The 22620-nt window shown below is 68.7% G+C and carries 37 protein-coding genes; 26 read left to right on the top strand and 11 right to left on the bottom strand.

Going from position 1 to position 22620, the window contains the following annotated elements:
• Positions 1-282 precede the first annotated feature (282 nt).
• On the top strand, positions 283-1446 hold the full coding sequence (locus OG623_RS13705) for a hypothetical protein (protein ID WP_406146640.1): 1164 nt from the start codon (positions 283-285) through the stop codon (positions 1444-1446).
• 102 nt (positions 1447-1548) lie between these two features.
• Here OG623_RS13705 and OG623_RS13700 read toward each other — a convergent pair whose 3' ends face one another.
• The gene (locus OG623_RS13700) at positions 1549-2139 is read right to left on the bottom strand and encodes a TetR/AcrR family transcriptional regulator (RefSeq protein ID WP_406146639.1); all 591 of its coding nucleotides are present in this window, start codon (positions 2137-2139) and stop codon (positions 1549-1551) included.
• A 75-nt stretch (positions 2140-2214) separates the two neighbouring features.
• Here OG623_RS13700 and OG623_RS13695 point away from each other — a divergent pair, with 75 nt between their 5' ends.
• Both OG623_RS13695 and OG623_RS13690 read left to right on the top strand, forming a co-directional pair.
• Positions 2215-3156, top strand: coding sequence for an alpha/beta hydrolase fold domain-containing protein (locus tag OG623_RS13695; protein WP_406146637.1), 942 nt, complete (start codon positions 2215-2217; stop codon positions 3154-3156).
• Between the two features lie 27 nt (positions 3157-3183).
• Positions 3184-3633, top strand: coding sequence for a hypothetical protein (locus OG623_RS13690; protein ID WP_406146635.1), 450 nt, complete (start codon positions 3184-3186; stop codon positions 3631-3633).
• On the opposite strand, the gene OG623_RS13685 is transcribed toward OG623_RS13690, so the two are convergent.
• The 4 genes from OG623_RS13685 to OG623_RS13670 all read right to left on the bottom strand — a co-directional run bounded on the left by OG623_RS13685 (position 3619) and on the right by OG623_RS13670 (position 7159).
• Positions 3619-4638 carry an ArsR family transcriptional regulator gene (locus OG623_RS13685; RefSeq protein ID WP_406146634.1) on the bottom strand — a complete coding sequence of 340 codons (1020 nt, stop codon included), beginning with the start codon at positions 4636-4638 and terminating at the stop codon, positions 3619-3621. The genes OG623_RS13690 and OG623_RS13685 overlap by 15 nt on opposite strands.
• Before the next feature lie 210 nt (positions 4639-4848).
• On the bottom strand, positions 4849-5307 hold the full coding sequence (locus OG623_RS13680) for a peptidoglycan-binding protein (RefSeq protein WP_406146632.1): 459 nt from the start codon (positions 5305-5307) through the stop codon (positions 4849-4851).
• 145 nt (positions 5308-5452) lie between these two features.
• A complete protein-coding gene (locus OG623_RS13675; protein ID WP_406146630.1) occupies positions 5453-6409 on the bottom strand; it encodes a helix-turn-helix domain-containing protein in 957 nt (318 codons plus the stop codon).
• 315 nt (positions 6410-6724) lie between these two features.
• The gene (locus OG623_RS13670) at positions 6725-7159 is read right to left on the bottom strand and encodes an ATP-binding protein (RefSeq protein ID WP_406146628.1); all 435 of its coding nucleotides are present in this window, start codon (positions 7157-7159) and stop codon (positions 6725-6727) included.
• A 156-nt stretch (positions 7160-7315) separates the two neighbouring features.
• On the opposite strand from OG623_RS13670, the gene OG623_RS13665 reads away from it, so the two are divergent.
• A complete protein-coding gene (locus OG623_RS13665; protein WP_406146626.1) occupies positions 7316-8143 on the top strand; it encodes a helix-turn-helix domain-containing protein in 828 nt (275 codons plus the stop codon).
• Positions 8140-8346, top strand: coding sequence for a DUF397 domain-containing protein (locus OG623_RS13660; RefSeq protein WP_406146625.1), 207 nt, complete (start codon positions 8140-8142; stop codon positions 8344-8346). The genes OG623_RS13665 and OG623_RS13660 overlap by 4 nt, the downstream gene beginning before the upstream one ends.
• Positions 8347-8381: 35 nt before the next feature.
• Here the strand turns inward: OG623_RS13660 and OG623_RS13655 are convergent, their stop codons facing one another.
• The 6 genes from OG623_RS13655 to OG623_RS13630 form a co-directional block, all read right to left on the bottom strand.
• The gene (locus OG623_RS13655; protein WP_406146624.1) at positions 8382-9128 is read right to left on the bottom strand and encodes an SDR family NAD(P)-dependent oxidoreductase; all 747 of its coding nucleotides are present in this window, start codon (positions 9126-9128) and stop codon (positions 8382-8384) included.
• A gap of 33 nt (positions 9129-9161) precedes the next feature.
• Positions 9162-9641 (bottom strand): GNAT family N-acetyltransferase, encoded by a 480-nt coding sequence (locus tag OG623_RS13650; RefSeq protein WP_406146622.1) that lies wholly within the window; start codon positions 9639-9641, stop codon positions 9162-9164.
• A 12-nt stretch (positions 9642-9653) separates the two neighbouring features.
• Positions 9654-9923 carry a hypothetical protein gene (locus OG623_RS13645; protein WP_406146620.1) on the bottom strand — a complete coding sequence of 90 codons (270 nt, stop codon included), beginning with the start codon at positions 9921-9923 and terminating at the stop codon, positions 9654-9656.
• Between the two features lie 53 nt (positions 9924-9976).
• On the bottom strand, positions 9977-10198 hold the full coding sequence (locus OG623_RS13640) for a hypothetical protein (protein ID WP_406146618.1): 222 nt from the start codon (positions 10196-10198) through the stop codon (positions 9977-9979).
• 53 nt (positions 10199-10251) lie between these two features.
• Positions 10252-11136, bottom strand: a complete 885-nt coding sequence (locus OG623_RS13635; RefSeq protein ID WP_406146616.1) for a hypothetical protein — start codon at positions 11134-11136, stop codon at positions 10252-10254.
• Positions 11137-11273: 137 nt separating this feature from the next.
• Complete coding sequence (locus tag OG623_RS13630) at positions 11274-12248, bottom strand: alpha/beta hydrolase (protein ID WP_406151809.1); 975 nt, start codon at positions 12246-12248, stop codon at positions 11274-11276.
• Between the two features lie 186 nt (positions 12249-12434).
• Between OG623_RS13630 and OG623_RS13625 the strand changes: the two genes are divergently transcribed.
• From OG623_RS13625 to rpmD, 21 genes are all read left to right on the top strand, one after another.
• On the top strand, positions 12435-12893 hold the full coding sequence (locus OG623_RS13625; protein WP_406146615.1) for a MarR family winged helix-turn-helix transcriptional regulator: 459 nt from the start codon (positions 12435-12437) through the stop codon (positions 12891-12893).
• Positions 12894-13405: 512 nt separating this feature from the next.
• On the top strand, positions 13406-13714 hold the full coding sequence (rpsJ, locus tag OG623_RS13620) for a 30S ribosomal protein S10 (protein WP_003948644.1): 309 nt from the start codon (positions 13406-13408) through the stop codon (positions 13712-13714).
• 14 nt (positions 13715-13728) lie between these two features.
• Positions 13729-14373 carry a 50S ribosomal protein L3 gene (gene rplC, locus OG623_RS13615; protein WP_014154591.1) on the top strand — a complete coding sequence of 215 codons (645 nt, stop codon included), beginning with the start codon at positions 13729-13731 and terminating at the stop codon, positions 14371-14373.
• 4 nt (positions 14374-14377) lie between these two features.
• Positions 14378-15028 carry a 50S ribosomal protein L4 gene (gene rplD, locus OG623_RS13610; protein WP_362888562.1) on the top strand — a complete coding sequence of 217 codons (651 nt, stop codon included), beginning with the start codon at positions 14378-14380 and terminating at the stop codon, positions 15026-15028.
• Positions 15028-15351: a 50S ribosomal protein L23 gene (gene rplW / locus OG623_RS13605; protein ID WP_003966958.1), complete on the top strand. Its 324-nt coding sequence runs from the start codon at positions 15028-15030 to the stop codon at positions 15349-15351. Before rplD ends, rplW begins: the two co-directional genes overlap by 1 nt.
• Positions 15352-15390: 39 nt before the next feature.
• Positions 15391-16227, top strand: a complete 837-nt coding sequence (rplB, locus tag OG623_RS13600; RefSeq protein ID WP_406146613.1) for a 50S ribosomal protein L2 — start codon at positions 15391-15393, stop codon at positions 16225-16227.
• A 12-nt stretch (positions 16228-16239) separates the two neighbouring features.
• The gene (rpsS, locus tag OG623_RS13595) at positions 16240-16521 is read left to right on the top strand and encodes a 30S ribosomal protein S19 (protein ID WP_015610726.1); all 282 of its coding nucleotides are present in this window, start codon (positions 16240-16242) and stop codon (positions 16519-16521) included.
• Between the two features lie 42 nt (positions 16522-16563).
• Positions 16564-16911 carry a 50S ribosomal protein L22 gene (gene rplV / locus OG623_RS13590; protein WP_073733141.1) on the top strand — a complete coding sequence of 116 codons (348 nt, stop codon included), beginning with the start codon at positions 16564-16566 and terminating at the stop codon, positions 16909-16911.
• On the top strand, positions 16911-17747 hold the full coding sequence (rpsC, locus tag OG623_RS13585; RefSeq protein WP_103492852.1) for a 30S ribosomal protein S3: 837 nt from the start codon (positions 16911-16913) through the stop codon (positions 17745-17747). Before rplV ends, rpsC begins: the two co-directional genes overlap by 1 nt.
• A gap of 5 nt (positions 17748-17752) precedes the next feature.
• Positions 17753-18172, top strand: a complete 420-nt coding sequence (gene rplP / locus OG623_RS13580) for a 50S ribosomal protein L16 (protein ID WP_014154587.1) — start codon at positions 17753-17755, stop codon at positions 18170-18172.
• Positions 18172-18396: a 50S ribosomal protein L29 gene (gene rpmC / locus OG623_RS13575; protein ID WP_014047786.1), complete on the top strand. Its 225-nt coding sequence runs from the start codon at positions 18172-18174 to the stop codon at positions 18394-18396. The genes rplP and rpmC overlap by 1 nt, the downstream gene beginning before the upstream one ends.
• Positions 18396-18683 carry a 30S ribosomal protein S17 gene (gene rpsQ / locus OG623_RS13570; RefSeq protein ID WP_362888558.1) on the top strand — a complete coding sequence of 96 codons (288 nt, stop codon included), beginning with the start codon at positions 18396-18398 and terminating at the stop codon, positions 18681-18683. Before rpmC ends, rpsQ begins: the two co-directional genes overlap by 1 nt.
• 100 nt (positions 18684-18783) lie before the next feature.
• Entirely contained in the window at positions 18784-19152 is a 369-nt protein-coding gene (gene rplN / locus OG623_RS13565; RefSeq protein ID WP_003966950.1) for a 50S ribosomal protein L14, read from the top strand.
• Positions 19153-19154: 2 nt separating this feature from the next.
• On the top strand, positions 19155-19478 hold the full coding sequence (rplX, locus tag OG623_RS13560) for a 50S ribosomal protein L24 (RefSeq protein ID WP_406146611.1): 324 nt from the start codon (positions 19155-19157) through the stop codon (positions 19476-19478).
• Positions 19478-20035 carry a 50S ribosomal protein L5 gene (rplE, locus tag OG623_RS13555; RefSeq protein ID WP_362888554.1) on the top strand — a complete coding sequence of 186 codons (558 nt, stop codon included), beginning with the start codon at positions 19478-19480 and terminating at the stop codon, positions 20033-20035. Before rplX ends, rplE begins: the two co-directional genes overlap by 1 nt.
• A gap of 2 nt (positions 20036-20037) precedes the next feature.
• Positions 20038-20223: a type Z 30S ribosomal protein S14 gene (locus tag OG623_RS13550; protein WP_003948630.1), complete on the top strand. Its 186-nt coding sequence runs from the start codon at positions 20038-20040 to the stop codon at positions 20221-20223.
• Positions 20224-20444: 221 nt separating this feature from the next.
• Entirely contained in the window at positions 20445-20843 is a 399-nt protein-coding gene (gene rpsH, locus OG623_RS13545) for a 30S ribosomal protein S8 (RefSeq protein WP_356714189.1), read from the top strand.
• Positions 20844-20864: 21 nt separating this feature from the next.
• Positions 20865-21404: a 50S ribosomal protein L6 gene (gene rplF, locus OG623_RS13540; RefSeq protein WP_406146610.1), complete on the top strand. Its 540-nt coding sequence runs from the start codon at positions 20865-20867 to the stop codon at positions 21402-21404.
• Positions 21405-21406: 2 nt separating this feature from the next.
• Complete coding sequence (gene rplR / locus OG623_RS13535; RefSeq protein WP_033297607.1) at positions 21407-21790, top strand: 50S ribosomal protein L18; 384 nt, start codon at positions 21407-21409, stop codon at positions 21788-21790.
• 47 nt (positions 21791-21837) lie between these two features.
• The gene (gene rpsE / locus OG623_RS13530) at positions 21838-22437 is read left to right on the top strand and encodes a 30S ribosomal protein S5 (RefSeq protein WP_103514101.1); all 600 of its coding nucleotides are present in this window, start codon (positions 21838-21840) and stop codon (positions 22435-22437) included.
• Entirely contained in the window at positions 22437-22619 is a 183-nt protein-coding gene (gene rpmD / locus OG623_RS13525; protein WP_093594204.1) for a 50S ribosomal protein L30, read from the top strand. Before rpsE ends, rpmD begins: the two co-directional genes overlap by 1 nt.
• Position 22620: the final 1 nt, after the last annotated feature.

Here is a 22620-nt window from a genome sequence, read left to right as displayed (position 1 = left end):
CGGTGGGCCGGGGCCCCTTCGCTTGCCGTCTGTCGTCCGAGGGGGAGTTACGGACACCCGTAACTCCCCCTCGGACGGGAGTTACGGACACCCGTAACGGACATTTGTGACCCTTCGTCGTCCCTAACTCACTTTGGCCGGGTGAGGAACGGGGCGGGGGCGCGGGGTGGGCGGCACATGATCGTCACGTGCTCGTCACAGTTTCTTCCGCACTCTTGTCCGGATCGGCGCGGCGCAATGGAGTAGAGGTGCCAGCACGGTGTGGGGGAGTTGAACAGAACAGTGAGCACCAGTACGCCACCGGGGGAGTCGTCCGAGCATCCGGACCGCGGGGGCTCCGTCCCGGACGAACAGTGGGCGGAATTCATCCGGCAGGCCGAGAGCGGTGGGGGCGGCGCGCCGAAGGAACCGTCGGCCCGCGCGCGGATGGTCACCGCACGTCTGCGGGCGTTGGACGAGGAGGCCGCGAAGGCCAGCGGCGGGGGGCGGCCCTGGCGCAGGAAGCCGGCCGAACCGTGGCAGCCCGACGGCTGGCGCACGGGACCCGGTGCGCAGACCCGAGCCGGGCGCCCCCGGAAGGGGCGGCGCATCGCCGCGGTACTGGGGTTCTGCGTGATCCTGGGGATCTTCGTGGTCACCATGCGGCCGAGCCTGGTCACCGACCACCTTCCCGGCGGGGCAGGCGGGGCAGGCGGGGCAGGTGGGGCGGGAGGGGCCGCTGAGTCCGGTGCGGACCGGCCGACCCTGGCGCGCCCCTTCGACGGCTCACCCGCGTTGAACTGGGCGGACGCGGCGGAGGGCATCGAGCTGCCCGAGGCGGAGGCGGCCGGCGGGATGAGCCGGGCCGAGGTCGAGCAGGCCCTGCGGTCGACCCGTCAGCTGCTCATCGCCGCCAACCTCGATCCGGCCACCCTGCGGGGGGAGAGGCCCGGCGCGGCACTGGACCTGCTCGACCCCTTGCAGAAGGGCGAACGCAAGCGGCTGGAGCGGTCGCTCGTGGAGCCCACCGAAGAGCAGGACCCGCTGATGATGTTCAGCCGGTTCGATCCGGACGAGGCGCAGCTGGCGGGGGATGTGGTCAAGACCCGCGGGGTGATGACGTTCGAGGCGGGCGACCCCGGCTCGGTCGAGGTGCATGCCGACTACAGCTTCGTGTACCCGCTGGTGAAGCCGGGAGGCGACGAGGTGGCGCGCACCATCGTGCGGCGGCGGCTGACCACGGTGCTGCACGATCCGAAGCGGTTCGAGGCGACGAGCGGCAAGCTCTCCATCCGTTCGTCCGACCAGAACTTCGGCAACACCGCCTGCGAGGTGAACGACGGCTTCCTGCACCCGTCCTTCCCGAGCGACATGCCTGCCCCGGGGGCCGGCGGCGAGGACGTGGACCCGTACGACCGCGACGCGTGGCAGAGCGACGGTTCCTGCGGCACGGTCACGCGCACCTGACGCAGGTGCGGTCCGCCGGCGGGGCCCTGTGCTGGGCCCTGCCGGACCCGCCGGGGTGCGCAGACGACGCCCTACGGTCGGCCGGGGTGCGCCGACAAGGCCCTACGGTCGGCCGGGTGCCTCGGCGAAGTGCGGCAGGACCATCTCGACGAGCGCGGCCACGTCGGCCTCGACCATCGGTTCACCGGTCATGCCCATCCGGTGGAGCAACGTACCGACCACGGTGTCGATGAAGAACAGGACCCGCTCCTCCGGCTCGTCGAGTGCGTCCTGGAGCGCGATCCGGTACGGGTCCTGAAGCCGCGTGGACAGGACCACGCGCAGGGCCGGGTCACTGACGGCGTCGCTGAACACCCCGGCGAACGCGTCGCCCACGCCGGGCTCCCCGATCTTCGCCGCGATCCAGTGGATGGCCGAGGACATGAGCTCCGCCCGGTCCGCGCCCTCCAGTGGTGCCGGACCGAACGCGTCGAGGAGGCAGTCCACGATCAGCTCCCCCTTGGACGGCCAGCGCCGGTAGACCGTCGACTTCGCGACGCCGGCCGCGGCGGCGATCCGCTCGACGGTGGCGCGTGCGTAGCCGAGCTCCTGGACCGTGCCCAGCGTCGCGGCGAACACCGCCGTGTGGACACCGGCACGTGGACGGCCGGGCGGTCGCGCGGACGGCGGTCCGGCGGATGTGTGCGAAGGCATGACCCCCACAGTACCTTTTCGCTACTCTTGGTTTCGATACCCGAGGTAGCGAAACCCTCTGTGTGAGGAGAAGGCATGAGTGAGGTCATTGCGCCACGGCCGGCCCCGCCGGACTGGCAGACGGTGACGACCGAGGAACTGTTCGCCTACCGCGACGCGGAGAACCGCTTCCGGGCGTCCGAAGCGGCGCGGGCGATGACCGGGCAGCCGGACCCCGGTGCGGTGATCGCCTGGCAGCAGGTGGCGCTGCCCGGCCGCGACCTCCCGGTCCGGGTGTACCGGCCGGCGCACGGGAGCGCCGGCGGCCTGCCCCTGGTGGTCCATGTGCACGGAGGCGGGTTCGTCGGGACGGCAGCGCAGTGCGACTGGGTCGCCAGCCACACCGCCGTCGACCTGCCCGCGGTCGTCGTCTCGGTCGAGCACCGTCTCCTCGCCCCGGACAGCCCGCTGTCGGACGCGGTCGACGACGGCTGGGACGTGCTCCAGCACCTGCTGCGGCACGCGGGTCGGTGGGGCATCGATCCGTCGCGTACGGCCGTGTTCGGCGAGAGCTGCGGAGCGCTGATCGCCGCCCTGACGTCGATCCGGGCCGGCGGGGCCGGTCTGTCCCTCCGGGCGCAGGTGCTGGTCAACCCGGCCGTCGACCTCACCGGGACGATGCTCGACCACCCCTCCATCACCGAGCACGCGCAGACCCCGACCCTCGCGGTGGAGCAACTGCGGGTGTTCCAGCGCCTCGCGGTCCCCTCGGGGGCCGACGCTCGCGCGCTGTCACCGCTGTACGCCGACGACTTGGGCGGGCTGGCCCCGGCGCTCGTGGTGGTGCCGACCCATGACCCCATCGCCGATCACGGCCGTCGCTACGCCGAGAGGCTGAGAGCGGCGGGCACGAGCGCGCGGCTGGCCGAATACCCGGGTGCGGGGCACGGGTTCCTCAGCATGCCGGGCCTGGCGGAACAGGCCGTGCCCGCGCGGGCGGAGATCGTGGAGTTCCTGAGGACCGCTCTCGCGGCATGACCGTTCTTGGTACGAAAGGAAGCACCTATGACGAAGACAGGTCATGAGCGAATGACCCTCGGAGCGATGTACACAGGGCTGGGGCTCACCGTCGTCGCGACGATCCTGCCGTACGTCGACCGCGCCACCACCCACCTGCTGGCCGACCACATCCGGGCCGGCTACCCCTCGTACACCGATGAGCGTGTCGATTCGGCCGTCACCACCTATCTGGTCCTGCTGTCCGTCGTCGGAGCGCTGGGCGTCCTCGGCTGGCTCTGGACGATCCGGGCGGTCAAGGCAGGCAAGCGGTGGGCGCGCCCGGCCGCGACCGTGCTGTTCGTGATCGGCACGGGCATCGCACTGACCGGGCTGCTCACCAGGGACACCTCGGGCGACACCGGCCTGCCCCCGGTACTGGGCCTGGCCGGCACCGCCCCCAGCCTGGCCGCGCTCCTGGCGGTCACGCTGCTGTGGAGGCGATCACGACCGGCGTGACGGCCCGCACGCGCGCGGAGCTCGGGTGCTGCCCCGTAACAGGGCGGCCCCGAGCGGGGTGAGGGTGTGCAGGACGGATGAGGCGTGGCGGCTGCTGACGATCAGACCGTTGTCCCGGAGCGTGGTGGCGTGCTGGCTGGCTGAGGACGACGAGACCCCGGCGACACGGGCGAGTTCGCCCGTGGTGGCGCCGTTGGCCACAGCGCGCAGGACGGTGGCGCGGGTGCGACCCAGCAGTATCCCCAGGGGCGCGCCCGATCCGAGATCCCCGGGCAGCGTGGAGTGGTGCGGTTCATGGTTGAGCGAATAGATCAGGACCGGTTCGAGCGTCGGCTCCGCGAAGGAGACCGGGTTGCCCCAGGAGAAGTGCGACGGGACCAGCCGGAGCCCGCGGCCGTTCAGATACAGGTCGCGGTCCTCCGGATAGACGGTGTGCAGGACGGGCCGTCGCCATCGCAGACAGGGGCCCAGATCCCGGAGGATCCCCTCGTTCCCGTGGTCGAGCACGGCGCGTGCGCGGGCGGACCGTTCCGCCTCGATACGGGCCAGGGCACGATCACTGTGCGGTGCGATGATCGTGTCGTAGTACGTCCGCATCGCTTGGACCAGCTCCTTCCGTATGTCCGGCTCGGCCAGACGCGGCGCCCAGGCAGGAGCCCCGCCGCCGCGCCCGAGGACGCGTACCTCGTCCAGGACCCGGCGCGGCGGGGTGGCCAGGATGGCTTCCAGGCCGCTGTCCAGTCCTTCGGAGGCCTCGGGCGGGGTCAGAAAGTCCGGGAAGTAGGCGGCCCGGGGGACCAGCGGGAGCAGGAGCGTGCGCAGGGTGCGGGTGAAGTGGTCGGCATGCAGCCGGTCGCGGGCGGTGCGGTACCAGTCGGCGTAGGCCCAGCGGCCGTGACGGGTCTGGAACCGGTGCAGGCTCGTGCAGATCTCCCACAGCGGGTCGGGCCCGGCAGCCACACGGGTCCTGACCAGGTCGGCGTCGGTGAAGTGGATGCGAAGCATGGCATCTCCCCCTGATGCGCGTGCCGGGCTTGTCGGTCCGTACGAAAGCCCTTGCCCGGCCATGCTGGCGCCACCGGGGGACGTGGGCAAAGCGGCGCGAGGGGGCTGTGCCATGGATTCCGTGACGTTCGTTCCGTGGCACGGGTTCCGGACGTGCGCAGGCCCGGCCCGCGTGGTGCTGGGGCGGGCCGGGCTTGCGCGACCGGTGGGTCAGGGCACCAGGCAACCGCCGGGGCAGGTGTTGGCCATCCGGCTGAAGGCGGCCTGGGTGTTCTTCCCTGCGTCTCCGTCGATCGCGTCCTTGTACTGGTAGCGCTTCTTCAGGTAACGCTGCAGGGCCATTATCGTCTTGGGCCCGGGGTCTCCGTCGTATGCGCCGGTGTAGCCGTGGTGCTTCTTGAGGAAGTGCTGCATCGCGATCCAGCTCTGGGTGCCGAGTACCCCGTCGGCCTCACCGGTGTAGCCCCAGCGCCTCAACGCGTCCTGGACGCGCTTGGCCTGCGCCGCACTCAGGCCGAGGTTGTTCGTAGCGAGTACGCTCGCCTCCGCCGCCGTCGTGCTCTGCGCCGGCGCCGCGAAGCTCGCGCTCGCGCCCGCCAGGCTCCCGGCGGCGATCCCGACGACCGCGGTGAGACTGACGAGCGTCCTTGCCAGCATCTTCTGTCGCATGTGTTCCCCCGTTGGTTCGGGCGGCGGGGTTCGCTTTCCCCGTACCGCGATGGACCTGAGCATCCCGGACCCGTGCATGCCAGGCCCAGGTCTTTCGGCTCCGCCCGAAAAGCCCTGTGCGCAAGGGAGGAAGCGCATGTTCCGGTCAGGCGGCCAGGTGCGCGTCGGCGCGGCAGTCGCGGCAGGGGCCGGGGTGTCGGGAGCGGAAGGCGCGGTCGCAGTGGTCGCAGTTCTGGAGGGGGATCACGATGCCGGCCCGGCGTACGGGTGTGAGTTCGTGGGCGCCCGGCAGCGGAGGGGGCAGAAGAGCCGTGATCCGGTGCCGCAGGAGCTTCGCCGGGTGCTTCAGCGGCACCGGCAGGTCGGCGGTGAGGGCGCGGCGTACGTCCTCGGGGCGGGCCTCGCGTTCGAGCCAGGCGGCGACACCGGGGGCGAGTGCCTCGACGTCGCGCTCGGCGAGGGCCAACTCCGGTGCGTGGCGGCGCAGATCGGCGAGGAGCGCGGCGGCGGCCCGGTGCAGCTCGGGGGCGGCCGTCGACGGCCGGGGGAGTGGCGGGGGCGGCGCCGTACGGGCCGTGGGGGCGGGCCCGTGGACGGGCAGGGGCGCGCTCGGCGGATGGGGAGGCGGGGTCGGGGCCGGGGCCGGGGCCGGGGGTGACGCGGGAGCCGCCGCTACGGGCCGTGCGGTCCGTTGCCGCTGCCGCTGCTGAGGAACGGCGACGGCAGGGGCCTCGGCGCCGGGCTGGTTGTACGAGACGGTACGGGTGACGACCCGGCCATCGGCCAGGCGTAGGCGGCTGCGGTGCAGATAACCGGCGGCCTCCAGCTCCCGCAGGGCGGCAGCGATGCGGGTCTCGCTCTCGGGGAAGCGCTCGGCGAGCCGCTTGATGCCGATCTTCGCTCCGGCGGGCAGCGACTGGATGTGCACGGCGAGCCCGACGGCGACCAGGGACAGCCCTCTGTGCTGGCTGAGGTGGTTGCCGATGACCGTGAAGCCTGCCGTGTGCCGGACATTGACGTGAATGACGCCGGACGTGGGTCCGGAAACCCCGGCCGGGCCGGGTGGGGCGCACGGAGGCGCGCTAACCTGCTGGGTACCCATCGGGAAGGTCCTGCTTCCTCGGTGGTCAGGCCCTCGGCCGGGATTCCTGTCCCGTCGGGGGCCGTCTCATGTCTGTGGTTGTCGGGCCGAGCATATGCACGGCAACCCGTCCCTAATCCAGCCCAGTTGCCCTATGTCACCCGAGTGAGTGACGAGACCGAATTGGGGTGGGTTTGGGTGGGGTGGGGGAAGTCATTTCTCCACATACTCAAAAGCTTTATGCGTCGTGGGCCACCGGGACGCGGTTCGCGGGGACCCCGTTCACGGGGTCGCGGCTCACCGGGTCGCGGAATCCCGCGACCCGGTGGCGACGGGTCATGGCGCGAGGTCGATCTCGGCCCAGACGGTCTTACGGGGCACGGGCCCCTGGTCGACGCCCCAGCGGTCGGCGAGGGCTTCGACGATCAGCAGACCGCGCCCGCTCTCCGCGTCGCCGGTGGGCGCCCTCGGTGCGGGCGACTGATCGCCCCGGGTGTCGGTGACCTCGATCCGTAGCAGTCCGTCCTCGTGGACCGTGAGGCTCAGCCGGAAGTCCCGGCCCGGCACCCGGCCGTGGACGGCGGCGTTGGCGGCCAGCTCGGCGACGATGTGCGCCGCCGGGTCGGAGAAGACGCCCCAGTCGGCCAGTTGCGCTGTGGCCAGCAACCGGGCCAGACGCGCTCCGCGGCGGGTGGGGGACAGCAGCACGGTGAACTCCCTGAACTCCCTGGTGGGAGCGGAATTTCCGGTTCGGGTGATTTCTCTGCTCACGTCACTCAGAGTGGCCATTCGTAGCTATTCTCGGAAGAAGCGAAGCCCGTGCGGAGGCTTCTTGTCCGGCTGCGGCCTGGATCGGCCCGGCCTGTACGCCGTGACGCACGGCAACGGATCCGGTTGCTCACGAGGGGACGACGGGGGTGGACGCGCATGGGTGGTGTCGATGCGGGGCTGGAGGACGACTCCGGAGCGGTGATGAAGGCGGTCGGTCGGCAGATCAAGCTCTGGCGGGAGTCGGCGGGCCTCCGCCAGGCGGAGCTGGGCGAGGCCATCGGGTACAGCGAGGAGATGGTCTCCTGCGTCGAACGCGGCCGCCGCGCCCCGAAGCCCGAGTTCCTGGACAACGCGGACCGGGTCCTGGGCGCGGGCGGCAAGATCGCGGCGATGCAGGGGGACGTCGCGGAGGCGCGGTACCCGAAAAAGGTGCGGGACCTCGCGAAGCTGGAGGCGGATGCGGTTGAGCTGGGGGCCTACAGCAACCACAACATGCACGGCCTGCTCCAGACGGAGGAGTACGCGCGAGCGCTGTTCACCATGCGTCGTCCGGCATACGGCGAGGAAGAGATCGAGAGGCATGTGGCTGCCCGTATGGCCCGGCAGCTGATTTTCGACAGTCGACCCGCTCCACTCATCACCTTCGTCCTGGAGGAGGTGACGCTGCGACGGCCGATCGGTGGCACGATAATTCTGCGGCGCCAGCTCGAACGCCTCGCGGAGGTCGGCGAGTTACGCCATGTCGCAATCCAGGTGATGCCGACCGACCGCGACGAACACGCAGGTATGGCCGGGGAGCTGCGGGTGTTGAAGATCAAAGACGGTACGACGGTGGGCTACTCGGAAGCGCAGCTCACCAGCCGCCTGATCTCGGACCCCAGAGAGGTGCAGATCCTCGAGATGCGGTATGGAATGATCCGTGCCCAGGCACTCACTCCGCGTGAGTCATTGGCCTTCATCGAGAAAGTGCGGGGGGAGACATGATCATCAAGTCCGCCGCCGGAGAAGACTCCGTGCTCAGGTGGTTCAAGAGCAGCTACAGCAGCAACGACGGCCCGGACTGCATAGAGGTCGCAGCAACGGCGGCCACGGTGCACGTGCGCGACTCCAAGAACGTGCAGGGCCCGCAGCTGGGCTTCGCGCCCGGCGCGTGGACGGCTTTCGTGTCGCACGCGTCCGCGAGCTGACCCCCGCTCCGGGAGGCGGAACCGCCCGTCCGTGCTCACATACCGCCGGCGATCCGCATCACCGTGCCGGTGGCGTAGGAGGCGTCGTCCGAGAGCAGCCAGGCGACCGATCCGGCGATCTCCTCGGGCCGGCCTGCGCGGCCCATGGGGATGATCGCCGCCACCTTGGCGGGCCGCTGCGGGTCGGCATGGAAATCGGTCCAGATCGTGCCGGGGGCGACGCAGTTGACCCGGATGCCGTTGGCCGCCACCTCCTTGGACAGCCCGACCGTCATGGCGTCCACGGCGGCCTTCGCCGCCGCGTAGTGGACGTAGGTGCCGGGGCTGCCGAGGGTCGCGGCGGCGGAGGAGATGTTCACGATCGCCCCGCCGGCCGTCATACCGCTGATGGCTCGGCGGGCGCACAGCAGGTAACCCAGGATGTTGACCTCCAGGGCCTGCCGCATCCCTTCCGGATCGGCGTCGGCCAAGGGGCCGACCGGCCCGCTCACCCCGGCGTTGTTCACGAGGCCGGTGACTGGGCCGAGGTGTGCGACGGCGGTGTCGAACAGCCGGTCCACGTCCGTGGCGTCGGCGGTGTCGACCGCGACCGCGACGGCCGCCCGGCCCAGCGCGCGCACACCTTCGGCCACGCCCTCGGCTGCCTCGGCGTCCGACCGGTAGCCGATGGCGACGTCGTGCCCCTCGGCCGCCAGCCGCAGGCAGATCGCCGCGCCGATCCCCCGGCTGCCGCCGGTGACCACGGTCACCCGCTGCTGCTGCCGCTCTCCTTGTTCCGCCATGTCGGTCCTCCGGGCTGGGCATATGAATGAGTGCTAAGAGGTCACAGGCATCCCGCGATCTCGGGGTGCCCGCACCATGTATACGTCCACCGCGTCCTCACGCTCCAGGACGAACCCGTGCCGCTCGTACAGTCTGCGGGCGTCGCTGCCCTGGAGGACCTGTAGGCGGACCGGCACGCCCTCGGTGTCCGTGCAGGCCAGGAGCCCGGCCAGGAGCGCGCCGCCGATGCCCCTGCCCTGGAGGGCCGGGTCCAGGTAGAAGTTCTCCAGCACCCGGCCGTCCTCGAAGGGGCGCAGGGTGACGCAGCCGGCGAAGGCCCCGTCCGCCTCCACGACCGAGGTGTGCTCGGGGACGTAGCTGTCACGCAGGCGCTGTCGGACGCGGTGCTCGTCGTACCGGCCCAGGCGCTCCAGGTCGGGGCGCATGACGACGGCCCGGAGCTCGGCCATGACATCGAGGTCCTCGGCCGTGGCAGGACGCAGGCTCCACGCCTGGACGGTGCTTGTCGGCATGGCCGGATTCTGTCAGGCCTGGCCGAAGAGCTCCTCGTCGGTGGTGGCCTTGAGTGCCCTGCCCAGCCAGAGGTCCAGGGTCTCCATGTCGGTGCAGCCGAGGACGCGGTTGCGAACGTCGTCCCCGACGGCGATTCCGCGCCGCTCCAGAACGGCGACCACGGCTTCGGCCCTGCCCTCAGCCTTGCCTTCCGCCCTGCCTTCCGCCCTGCCCTCAGCCTTGCCTTCCGCGCGCAGTCGTTGTGAGGACTCTGAGCGGAAGAAGGAAAGGTCGATGGCCATGCGGTGCCTCCGGATCTGGGCGGCGGGGGTGTTGCCCGGTACGGTCGACGGCTTCAGGACCCGGCGAACAGGTCCTGCGCCGTGGTTGCCGCGAGTGCGCGAGTCAGCCAGCGGCTGAGGGTCTCCGTGTCGGTGCACGCGTGGATGCGCTGCCTGGCCTCGGCGGTGACCGTAATCCCGCGTTCCTCCAGGACCTGCACCACCGCATCCGCTTTGCCTTCAGCGCGCAGTCGTTGTGAGGACTCCGAGCGGAAGAAGGAAAGGTCGATGGCCATGAGGTCCCTCCAGATCTGGGCGGCCGGGATGTTGCCCGGCACTGCTGGCGGTCTCAGGCTTGGTTGAAGAGCTCCTCGGCAGTGGTTGCTGTGAGTGCCTTGCCCAGCCAGAGGTCGAGCGTCTCTACGTCGGTGCAGTCGAGGACGCGGCTGCGGACGGTGTCCCCGACTGCGATTCCGCGTCGCTCCAGAACGGTGATCACGGCTTCGGCCCTGCCCTCAGCTTTGCCTTCCGCCTTGCCTTCCGCGCGCAGTCGTTGTGAGGACTCGGAGCGGAAGAAGGAAAGGTCGATGGCCATGAGGTCCCTCCAGATCTGGGCGGCCGGGGTGTTGCCCAGCCCGAGTTCGGTGAGCTCGCCGAAGATGGTGGCGGTCTCTTCGTCGACGGTCTTCAGTGCGGTGGCCAGCGCTTCGAGTATGGCAGCCGCATTCGGATCCTTACCATGCGTAATCGCCGAGAATGCCGCGAGCGGGACATCGCGCGCCGCAGCCGAGGGGTCGGTCACGCGGGGCACGTTGTGCGGACCCAGCGCCAGGGGCCGGACGGTGAGGGATGGCCACTCCGGGGGCCCGATGTGGATGGTCCGCGCGGCCCACCGTGCCGTCGACTCGTCCTGGCAGACGACGAGCAGCACTGGATCGAGGCCGTACTTGGCGTGCAGGTGCGCCAGGTAGTACGTCCAGCTGCTGTGTTTGGCCGGGTCCTTCCGGCCCTGGGCCTCCACGGCGAGCAGATAGCTCCTGCCGTCGACGGTCCCCACCTGTAGCAGGGTGTCGAGACGGCGCTCCAGGGGCTGGGTCTCGGTGAGATCAGTGGTGAGCACCGACACCTCGGTGGTGTCGGGGAACGGGATGCCCAGTGTCCTGAACGTCCTCGTGAAGATGCCCGGATCTTCCTGGAAGATCCGGTGCATCGCCTCGTGCGATGAGTTGACCATGGTCAGGACGCTAGGGCCCTGTCGCCTCCGGCATATGCCGGAGGCGACAGCTTCACCCGGGCAGGGGATGCCTCGCACTTTCGTGCGGCCACCGCCACCGCCACCGCGGCCACCGCCGCCACCACGGGCTCGGTGCCTCAGGAGGTGGCGAGCGCCGTGCGCAGGGTCGCGACGGCCTGGGCGATGGCGGCCTCGGCGGCGTGGGTCTCACGCAGGGCGTTGAGCATCACGAAGTCATGGATGACGCCCTGGTAGCGGACGGCGGTCACCGGCACGCCCGCCTCGCGGAGCTTGGCCGCGTAGGCCTCGCCCTCGTCGCGCAGGACGTCCGCCTCGCCGGTGATGACCAGGGCCGGCGGCAGTCCGGTGAGCTGGTCGACGGTGGCGCGCAGCGGCGACGCGGTGATCTCGGCGCGCTGCTTCTCGTCGGTCGTGTACTGGTCCCAGAACCACTGCATCGCGTCGCGGCGCAGGAAGTAGCCCTCGGCGAACTCGTGGTACGAGGGCGTGTCGAAGGCGGCGTCGGTCACCGGGTAGAAGAGGACCTGGTGCGCGAAGGTGACGTCGCCGCGCTCCTTGGCCAGCAGCGTCAGGACGGTCGCCATGTTGCCGCCGACGGAGTCCCCGGCCACGGCCAGCCGTGCGGGGGCGAGCCCGTGAGCCGCTCCCTCGGTGGTGACCCAGCGTGCGACCGCGTAGCTCTGTTCCACGGCGACCGGGTAGCGGGTCTCGGGGGAGAGGTCGTACTCCGGGAAGACGACGGCGGCCCGGGCTCCGACCGACAGTTCCCGCACGAGGCGGTCGTGGGTGTGGGCGTTGCCGAACGCCCAGCCGGCCCCGTGGACGTACAGCACGACGGGCAGCGGTCCCTCGACGCCGGCGGGCCTGGTGATGCGGGCCCGGACGGATCCGGTCGGGCCGCCTTCGACGGTGACCCACTCCTGGGCGACCTCGGGGGCGTCGACGGGGCCGGACTGCACCTCGTCCACGGCCTTGCGGCCCTCGACCGGGCCGAGGTCGAACAGATACGGCGGGTTCGCTGTCGCCTCGGCGAAGGCGGCTGCTGCGGGTTCCAGTACGACCGGGCGGGGAGTGTTCTGCTCGGAGGACATGTCGGTCTCCTTGGGGTGAGGGCCGGTGGACGGGGTGGCCGTCCGGGGTGGTGTGGTGGACACGAGTGAAACCATAGCGCTCGATTAAGTCGTGCACAACTTAATCGAGTACGAAGGGGTAGCGAGTACCTGGAGGTAGGCTGGAGTGTCCGTCGTCGTACCGAAGTGAAGTGAGGAGTCAGGTCCATGGCCGCCGCAGCGAACACCCCGCCCGCCGAGGGCTCGCTCCAGCTGCAGGATCAGCTCTGCTTCGCTCTCTACGCCGCCTCGCGCGCGGTGACGGCGCGCTACCGGCCCCTGCTGGACGAGTTGGGCCTGACCTATCCGCAGTACCTGGTGATGCTGGTCCTGTGGGAGCGGGCCGACGTCTCCGTGCGGGAGCTGGGCGGCGCGCTGCAGTTGGAGTCGAGCACGCTCTCGCCGCTGCTCAAGCGCCTCGAGGCGAACGGCCTGGTCCGCCGCGAGCGCCGGGTGGACGACGAGCGCTCGGTGTCGGTGCGCCTCAGCGAGGCCGGCGCGGACCTGCGGGAGCGGGCGCAGGCGGTGCCGCTCGCCATCGGTGACGTGATGGGCCTGACGCCCGAACAGGACGCGACTGCCAAGCAGTTGCTCCGACTGCTGACCGAGAACGTCACCCGCGCCTGACCGAGAACGTCACCCGCGCCTGACCGGGAACGCCGCCCACGCCTGACGCCCACGCCGGGCCTGCGCCGGGCCCACGCCGGGTGGATGTGTGACCGCAGGTGAGGGCCCCCAGGGCGCGCCCGCGTTTGACCGGTCCCTCGCAGGGGGTAAGATCCCCGACCCGATTGGCCAGTGCCATGGCCCGTGTGTCACACTAGCCAGGTTGCTCGGTTGAGTGTCAATGCTGCGCGCCTCCCGCCGGGAGGACCGGAAGCGAGTCCCACAGTACTCGTCGGCCCCCCAGGGCCGGACGTACGGGAATCTTCCGGGAAGTGTCAGTGGGGCACTGACCAGGCACCCGGTGGGGTTTCGCCCCCGGCAGCGCGGTTTCGGCCCGCACCCCCTTGGTTGGGAAATCCTTCGGGAGATCTACGTAGAGGGGATGCGACACGCCCGACCGCGTGGGTCGGAGGCGGAGTTACGAGAACTCCCGGGTTCCAGAGCGTTATTGAGAGACAGGACTACTAGTAGCCATGGCGGGACAGAAGATCCGCATCCGGCTCAAGGCCTACGACCACGAGGTCATCGACTCCTCGGCGAAGAAGATCGTCGAGACGGTGACCCGCACTGGTGCGTCGGTCGCAGGCCCGGTGCCGCTGCCCACTGAGAAGAACGTGTACTGCGTCATCAAGTCGCCGCACAAGTACAAGGACTCTCGCGAGCACTTCGAGATGCGCACGCACAAGCGCCTCATCGACATCCTCGACCCCACGCCGAAGACGGTTGACTCGCTGATGCGCCTCGACCTGCCGGCGGGCGTCGACATCGAGATCAAGCTCTGAGGGGACGGGCCGAGATGAGCAAGAACATCAAGGGCGTCCTGGGCGAGAAGCTCGGCATGACCCAGGTCTGGGACGAGAACAACCGGGTCGTCCCGGTGACCGTCGTCAAGGCCGGGCCGTGCGTCGTGACGCAGGTTCGTACGAACGACAGCGACGGCTACGAGTCGGTCCAGATCGCCTTCGGCGAGATCGACCCGCGCAAGGTGAACAAGCCCCTCAAGGGCCACTTCGCCAAGGCCGACGTCACCCCGCGCCGCCACCTGGTGGAGCTCCGCACCCCTGACGCCAGCGAGTACACGCTGGGCCAGGAGGTCACTGCCGAGGTGTTCGAGTCCGGCGTCAAGGTCGACGTCACGGGCAAGAGCAAGGGCAAGGGCTTCGCCGGTGTCATGAAGCGTCACAACTTCAAGGGCCTCGGCGCCGGTCACGGCGTCCAGCGCAAGCACCGTTCCCCCGGTTCGATCGGTGGCTGTGCCACCCCTGGGCGTGTCTTCAAGGGCATGCGCATGGCCGGTCGGATGGGTAACGAGCGCGTCACCACCCAGAACCTGACCATCCACGCGGTTGACGCGGAGAAGGGTCTGCTGCTCATCAAGGGCGCGGTCCCCGGTCCGAACGGCGGCCTCGTCCTGGTCCGTACCGCGGCCAAGGGGGCTTGAGGTAATGAGCACCATTGACATCCTTTCGCCGGCAGGCGACAAGGCCGGTACCGTCGAGCTCCCCGCGGAGATCTTCGACGCGAAGACCAGCGTTCCGCTGATCCACCAGGTCGTCGTCGCACAGCTGGCAGCTGCCCGTCAGGGCACGCACAAGACCAAGTCCCGCGGCGAGGTCCGCGGTGGTGGGCGCAAGCCGTACCGCCAGAAGGGCACCGGCCGCGCGCGCCAGGGTTCGACCCGTGCGCCGCAGTTCGCCGGCGGTGGCGTCGTCCACGGCCCGCAGCCGCGTGACTACTCGCAGCGCACCCCGAAGAAGATGAAGGCCGCCGCTCTGCGCGGTGCCCTCTCGGACCGGGCGCGTCACTCCCGCATCCACGTCGTCACCGGCGTGGTCGAGAGTGGGATCTCCACCAAGGCCGCCAAGACGCTGCTCGGCAAGATCTCGGAGCGCAGCAACCTGCTCCTGGTCGTCGACCGCGCCGACGAGGCCGCGTGGCTGTCCGCTCGCAACCTGCCCCAGGTGCACATCCTGGAGCCGGGCCAGCTGAACACGTACGACGTGATCGTCTCTGACGACGTGGTCTTCACCCAGGCCGCTTTCGAGTCCTTCGTGTCTGGCCCCCAGACCGCTGAGACCGAAGGGAGCGCCGCCTGATGAGTGAGGCGACCGTTACCAGCAAGACCTACTCGGACCCGCGTGACGTTCTCGTCAAGCCCGTCGTGTCCGAGAAGAGCTACGCGCTGCTCGACGAGAACAAGTACACGTTCATCGTCGCGCCTGGCTCCAACAAGACCCAGATCAAGCAGGCCGTGGAAGCGGTCTTCTCGGTCAAGGTCACCGGGGTCAACACGATCAACCGGCAGGGCAAGCGCAAGCGCACCCGCACCGGTTTCGGCAAGCGCGCCGACACGAAGCGCGCCATCGTGACCCTCGCCGAGGGCGACCGTATCGACATCTTCGGCGGCCCGACCTCTTAAGTGAGGTCGAGTCGTCCGGAATCGGACGAGGACTGAGAAATGGGTATCCGCAAGTACAAGCCGACGACCCCGGGCCGTCGTGGCTCCAGCGTCGCCGACTTTGTCGAGATCACGCGGTCCACGCCGGAGAAGTCGCTGGTCCGCCCCCTGCACAACAAGGGCGGCCGTAACAACGCCGGTCGGATCACCGTTCGCCACCAGGGTGGCGGACACAAGCGCGCCTACCGCGTGATCGACTTCCGTCGTCACGACAAGGACGGCGTGCCGGCCAAGGTCGCGCACATCGAGTACGACCCGAACCGCACCGCGCGCATCGCGCTGCTGCACTACGCGGACGGCGAGAAGCGCTACATCATCGCCCCCCGTGGCCTGTCGCAGGGTGACCGCGTCGAGAACGGTCCGGGCGCCGACATCAAGCCGGGCAACAACCTGGCGCTGCGTAACATCCCGGTCGGTACGACCCTCCACGCCATCGAGCTGCGGCCCGGCGGCGGCGCGAAGTTCGCCCGTTCCGCGGGTGCCTCCGTGCAGCTGCTGGCGAAGGAGGGCACCATGGCCCACCTTCGTATGCCGTCCGGAGAGATCCGGCTGGTCGACGCCCGCTGCCGCGCCACGATCGGTGAGGTCGGCAACGCCGAGCAGTCGAACATCAACTGGGGCAAGGCCGGCCGCATGCGCTGGAAGGGCGTCCGCCCGACCGTCCGCGGTGTCGTGATGAACCCGGTTGACCACCCGCACGGTGGTGGTGAAGGCAAGACCTCCGGTGGACGTCACCCGGTCTCGCCGTGGGGTCAGAAGGAGGGTCGTACGCGTTCGCCGAAGAAGGCATCGAACAAGTACATCGTCCGCCGCCGCAAGACGAACAAGAAGCGCTAGGAGCGGGTTTAGATGCCGCGCAGTCTCAAGAAGGGGCCCTTCGTCGACGGCCACCTCGTCAAGAAGGTGGACGTCCAGAACGAAGCTGGCACCAAGAACGTCATCAAGACCTGGTCCCGTCGCTCGATGATCATCCCGGCCATGCTGGGTCACACCATCGCGGTGCACAACGGCAAGATCCACGTCCCGGTGTTCGTCACCGAGTCGATGGTCGGCCACAAGCTCGGCGAGTTCTCGCCGACTCGCACCTTCCGCGGCCACGTCAAGGACGACCGGAAGTCGAAGCGCCGCTAGCGCGGGGTGGAAACGACTATGACTCACACCGAAGGGACAACCATGGAAGCCAGGGCCCAGGCGCGGTACATCCGCGTCACGCCCATGAAGGCCCGCCGCGTGGTGGACCTCATCCGTGGCATGGATGCCACGGAGGCTCAGGCGGTCCTGCGTTTCGCCCCGCAGGCCGCGAGCGTGCCGGTTGGCAAGGTGCTGGACAGCGCCATCGCCAACGCTGCACACAACTACGACCACCCTGACGCCTCTTCGCTGGTCATCAGCGAGGCGTTCGTGGACGAGGGCCCGACCCTGAAGCGGTTCCGTCCGCGTGCTCAGGGCCGTGCCTACCGGATCCGTAAGCGGACCAGCCACATCACCGTGGTCGTCAGCAGCAAGGAAGGAACCCGGTAATGGGCCAGAAGGTAAACCCGCACGGGTTCCGGCTCGGCATTACCACGGACTTCAAGTCCCGTTGGTACGCCGACAAGCTGTACAAGGACTACGTCAAGGAAGACGTCGCCATTCGTCGCATGATGACGAAGGGCATGGAGCGGGCCGGCATCTCGAAGGTCGAGATCGAGCGCACCCGCGACCGCGTCCGCGTTGACATCCACACCGCCCGCCCGGGCATCGTCATCGGCCGCCGCGGCGCCGAGGCCGACCGCATCCGTGGCGAGCTGGAGAAGCTGACCGGCAAGCAGGTCCAGCTGAACATCCTCGAGGTCAAGAACCCCGAGGTGGACGCTCAGCTGGTGGCCCAGGCCGTCGCCGAGCAGCTCTCCTCCCGTGTCTCCTTCCGTCGTGCCATGCGTAAGAGCATGCAGAGCACGATGAAGGCGGGCGCCAAGGGCATCAAGATCCAGTGCGGTGGCCGCCTCGGCGGCGCCGAGATGTCCCGCTCGGAGTTCTACCGCGAGGGCCGCGTGCCCCTGCACACGCTCCGTGCGAACGTCGACTACGGCTTCTTCGAGGCCAAGACGACCTTCGGCCGTATCGGTGTGAAGGTCTGGATCTACAAGGGCGACGTCAAGAACATCGCCGAGGTCCGCGCCGAGAACGCAGCGGCTCGCGCCGGCAACCGTCCGGCTCGTGGCGGCGCTGACCGCCCGGCCGGCCGTGGTGGCCGTGGTGGCGAGCGTGGCGGTCGCGGCCGTAAGCCGCAGCAGTCCGCGCCGGCAGCCGAGGCCCCCAAGGCCGAGGCTCCCGCCGCCGCTGCTCCGGCTGAGAGCACCGGAACGGAGGCCTGACCGAAATGCTGATCCCCCGTAGGGTCAAGCACCGCAAGCAGCACCACCCGAAGCGCAGCGGTATGTCCAAGGGTGGCACGCAGGTTGCGTTCGGCGAGTACGGCATCCAGGCGCTGTCCCCGGCGTACGTGACGAACCGCCAGATCGAGGCAGCTCGTATCGCGATGACCCGCCACATCAAGCGTGGCGGCAAGGTCTGGATCAACATCTACCCGGACCGCCCCCTGACGAAGAAGCCTGCCGAGACCCGCATGGGTTCCGGTAAGGGTTCTCCCGAGTGGTGGATCGCGAACGTCAAGCCTGGCCGGGTGATGTTCGAGCTGTCCTACCCGAACGAGAAGATTGCTCGTGAGGCGCTCACCCGCGCTGCTCACAAGCTTCCGATGAAGTGCCGGATCGTTCGGCGCGAGGCAGGTGAGTCGTGATGTCGGCCGGTACCAAGGCGTCCGAGCTGCGCGAGCTGGGCAACGAGGAGCTTCTCAACAAGCTTCGCGAGGCCAAGGAAGAGCTGTTCAACCTCCGCTTCCAGGCGGCGACGGGCCAGCTCGAGAACCACGGTCGGCTCAAGTCCGTCCGTAAGGACATCGCCCGGATCTACACCCTGATGCGCGAGCGCGAGCTGGGCATCGAGACGGTGGAGAGCGTCTGATGAGCGAGAAGACTGTGACTGAGACCACCAAGACCGACCGCGGTTTCCGCAAGACCCGTGAGGGTCTGGTCGTCAGCGACACGATGGACAAGACCGTCGTCGTCGCCGTCGAGGACCGCGTCAAGCACGCGCTGTACGGCAAGGTCATCCGCCGTACGAACAAGCTCAAGGCCCACGACGAGCAGAACGCTGCGGGCGTCGGCGACCGCGTTGTCATCATGGAGACGCGTCCGCTGTCCGCCACGAAGCGCTGGCGCATCGTCGAGATCCTCGAGAAGGCCAAGTAATCCCTGAGGGGCATCCCCCACAGGTAAGTTCCGCCAGGCTCGGCGGGGGCTCCTTCACCGGAGCCCCCGCCGGGAACCGGCAGACGATCAGGAGATAGACGTGATCCAGCAGGAGTCGCGACTGCGCGTCGCCGACAACACGGGTGCGAAGGAAATTCTCACCATCCGTGTTCTCGGTGGCTCGGGTCGCCGCTACGCGGGCATCGGTGACGTCATCGTTGCCACCGTCAAGGACGCGATCCCCGGTGGCAACGTGAAGAAGGGTGACGTCGTCAAGGCGGTCATCGTTCGCACCGTGAAGGAGCGTCGTCGTCAGGATGGCTCGTACATCCGCTTCGACGAGAACGCCGCTGTCATTCTCAAGAACGACGGCGACCCCCGCGGCACCCGTATCTTCGGCCCGGTGGGCCGTGAGCTGCGCGAGAAGAAGTTCATGAAGATCATCTCGCTCGCGCCGGAGGTGCTGTAAGCATGAAGGTCAAGAAGGGCGACCTGGTTCAGGTCATCACCGGTAAGGACAAGGGCAAGCAGGGCAAGGTCATCGTGGCCTACCCCGCTCAGGACCGCGTCCTCGTCGAGGGTGTCAACCGGGTCAAGAAGCACACCAAGGCCGGTCAGACGGCTCGCGGTTCGCAGACGGGTGGCATTGTCACCACCGAGGCCCCGATTCACGTCAGCAACGTGCAGCTGGTCGTGGAGAAGGACGGCAACAAGGTCGTCACCCGCGTCGGCTACCGCTTTGACGACGAGGGCAAGAAGATCCGCGTTGCCAAGCGGACCGGTGAGGACATCTGATGACGACCACCACTTCGCCGCGTCTCAAGACGCGGTACCGCGAGGAAATCGCCGGCAAGCTGCGTGAGGAGTTCTCGTACGAGAACGTCATGCAGATCCCCGGTCTGGTCAAGATCGTGGTCAACATGGGTGTGGGCGACGCCGCCCGCGACTCCAAGCTGATCGACGGTGCCGTCAAGGACCTCACCACGATCACGGGCCAGAAGCCGGCCGTCACGAAGGCCCGCAAGTCGATCGCGCAGTTCAAGCTGCGCGAGGGGCAGCCGATCGGCTGCCACGTCACCCTCCGCGGTGACCGCATGTGGGAGTTCCTGGACCGTACGCTGTCGCTCGCGCTTCCGCGTATCCGTGACTTCCGTGGTCTGTCGCCGAAGCAGTTCGACGGCCGTGGCAACTACACCTTCGGTCTCACGGAGCAGGTCATGTTCCACGAGATCGACCAGGACAAGATCGACCGGGTCCGGGGCATGGACATCACCGTGGTCACCACGGCGACCAACGACGACGAGGGTCGTGCCCTGCTTCGTCACCTCGGCTTCCCGTTCAAGGAGAACTGACCGTGGCGAAGAAGGCTCTGATCGCTAAGGCCGCCCGTAAGCCGAAGTTCGGTGTGCGCGGTTACACCCGCTGCCAGCGCTGCGGCCGGCCCCACTCCGTCTACCGCAAGTTCGGCCTCTGCCGCGTGTGCCTTCGTGAGATGGCTCACCGTGGCGAGCTGCCGGGCGTGACCAAGAGCTCCTGGTAATCCTCCGTCGCCCTCGGGCGTCGTAGGACCAGGAGGCTCTCGGTAAGTATCCGGACGGCAGGAGCCCCGCTCTTCATGCCGTAGGCTTGAAGGGTTGGGCGCCTGCCGCCCTGACCGACTTACTACGCCGTAGGTCCCCGCACCGCACCCGTCCCGCCACTGAGTGGGGAGAGGGATGGCGCATACAGGAAACCCCGGCGAGAGAGGCCGAAGGCCAACTCATGACCATGACTGATCCCATCGCAGACATGCTCACGCGTCTGCGTAACGCGAACTCGGCGTATCACGACGATGTTTCGATGCCGCACAGCAAGATCAAGTCGCACATCGCGGAGATCCTCCAGCAGGAGGGCTTCATCACCGGCTGGAAGGTCGAGGACGCCGAGGTCGGCAAGAGCCTCGTTCTCGAGCTGAAGTTCGGGCCGAACCGCGAGCGTTCGATCGCCGGCATCAAGCGCATCTCGAAGCCGGGTCTGCGTGTGTACGCAAAGTCCACCAACCTGCCGAAGGTTCTCGGCGGCCTGGGCGTGGCGATCATCTCCACGTCCCACGGTCTCCTGACCGGCCAGCAGGCAGGCAAGAAGGGCGTAGGTGGGGAAGTCCTCGCCTACGTCTGGTAGTCGGGAAAGGAAGGAAAGCTCATGTCGCGAATCGGCAAGCTCCCCATCCAGGTTCCCGCCGGTGTGGACGTCACCATCGATGGCCGCACGGTCGCGGTGAAGGGCCCCAAGGGTTCCCTCTCCCACACTGTCGCAGCGCCGATCGAGGTCACCAAGGGTGAGGACGGCGTGCTCAGCGTCCTCCGCCCGAACGACGAGCGTCAGAACAAGGCCCTTCACGGCCTGTCCCGCACGCTGGTGGCGAACATGATCACCGGTGTGACCCAGGGATACAGCAAGGCGCTCGAGATCAGTGGTGTCGGTTACCGCGTCCAGGCGAAGGGCTCCAACCTGGAGTTCGCCCTGGGCTACAGCCACCCGATCCTCATCGAGGCTCCGGAAGGCATCACCTTCAAGGTCGAGTCGCCCACGAAGCTCAGCGTCGAGGGCATCGACAAGCAGAAGGTCGGCGAGGTGGCCGCCAACATCCGCAAGCTGCGGAAGCCCGACCCGTACAAGGCCAAGGGCGTCAAGTACGCCGGCGAGGTCATCCGGCGCAAGGTCGGAAAGGCTGGTAAGTAGCCATGGCATACGGTGTGAAGATCGCCAAGGGCGACGCGTACAAGCGTGCCGCTCTCAAGCGGCGCCATATCCGCGTCCGCAAGCACATCTCCGGTTCGCCGGAGCGTCCCCGCTTGGTCGTGACGCGTTCCAACCGCCACATCGTCGCCCAGGTCATCGACGACATCGCGGGCCACACGCTCGCGTCCGCGTCGACCCTGGACACGTCGATCCGCGGTGCGGAGGGTGACAAGAGCGCCCAGGCCAAGCAGGTCGGCGCCCTGGTCGCCGAGCGTGCGAAGGCTGCAGGCGTCGAGGCCGTCGTGTTTGACCGCGGTGGTAACCAGTACGCCGGGCGGATTGCCGCTCTGGCTGACGCCGCCCGTGAAGCCGGGCTGAAGTTCTAAGCCCCGGTTCCAACGCACAGCGGACGTAACAGAGAGAGGTAAATCCAATGGCTGGACCCCAGCGCCGCGGAAGCGGTGCCGGTGGCGGCGAGCGGCGGGACCGGAAGGGCCGTGACGGTGCTGCGGCCGAGAAGACCGCGTACGTCGAGCGTGTCGTCGCGATCAACCGCGTCGCCAAGGTTGTGAAGGGTGGTCGTCGCTTCAGCTTCACCGCGCTGGTCGTGGTGGGCGATGGTGACGGCACCGTCGGTGTCGGATACGGCAAGGCCAAGGAAGTTCCCGCGGCCATCGCCAAGGGCGTCGAAGAGGCCAAGAAGAGCTTCTTCAAGGTCCCGCGTATCCAGGGCACCATCCCTCACCCGATCCAGGGCGAGAAGGCTGCGGGCGTCGTCCTGCTCAAGCCTGCTTCCCCCGGTACCGGTGTGATCGCGGGTGGCCCGGTGCGCGCCGTTCTGGAGTGCGCCGGCGTTCACGACATCCTGTCGAAGTCGCTCGGTTCTTCGAACCCGATCAACATCGTGCACGCGACCGTGGCGGCCCTCCAGGGCCTGCAGCGTCCCGAGGAGATCGCGGCCCGCCGCGGTCTGCCCCTCGAGGACGTCGCCCCCGCGGCTCTGCTTCGTGCACGTGCGGGAGCGGGTGCGTAATGGCTCGCCTCAAGATCACGCAGACGAAGTCGTACATCGGCAGCAAGCAGAACCACCGCGACACCCTGCGTTCGCTCGGGCTGAAGCGCCTGCACGACGTGGTTGTCAAGGATGACCGCCCCGAGTTCCGCGGAATGGTGCACACCGTCCGCCACCTCGTGACGGTTGAGGAGGTTGACTGAC

Origin of the sequence: Streptomyces sp. NBC_01012 (assembly GCF_045162755.1) — a bacterium.
Classification (GTDB): Bacteria; Actinomycetota; Actinomycetes; order Streptomycetales; family Streptomycetaceae; genus Streptomyces.
This window is presented reverse-complemented; position numbering and strand designations above follow the sequence as displayed.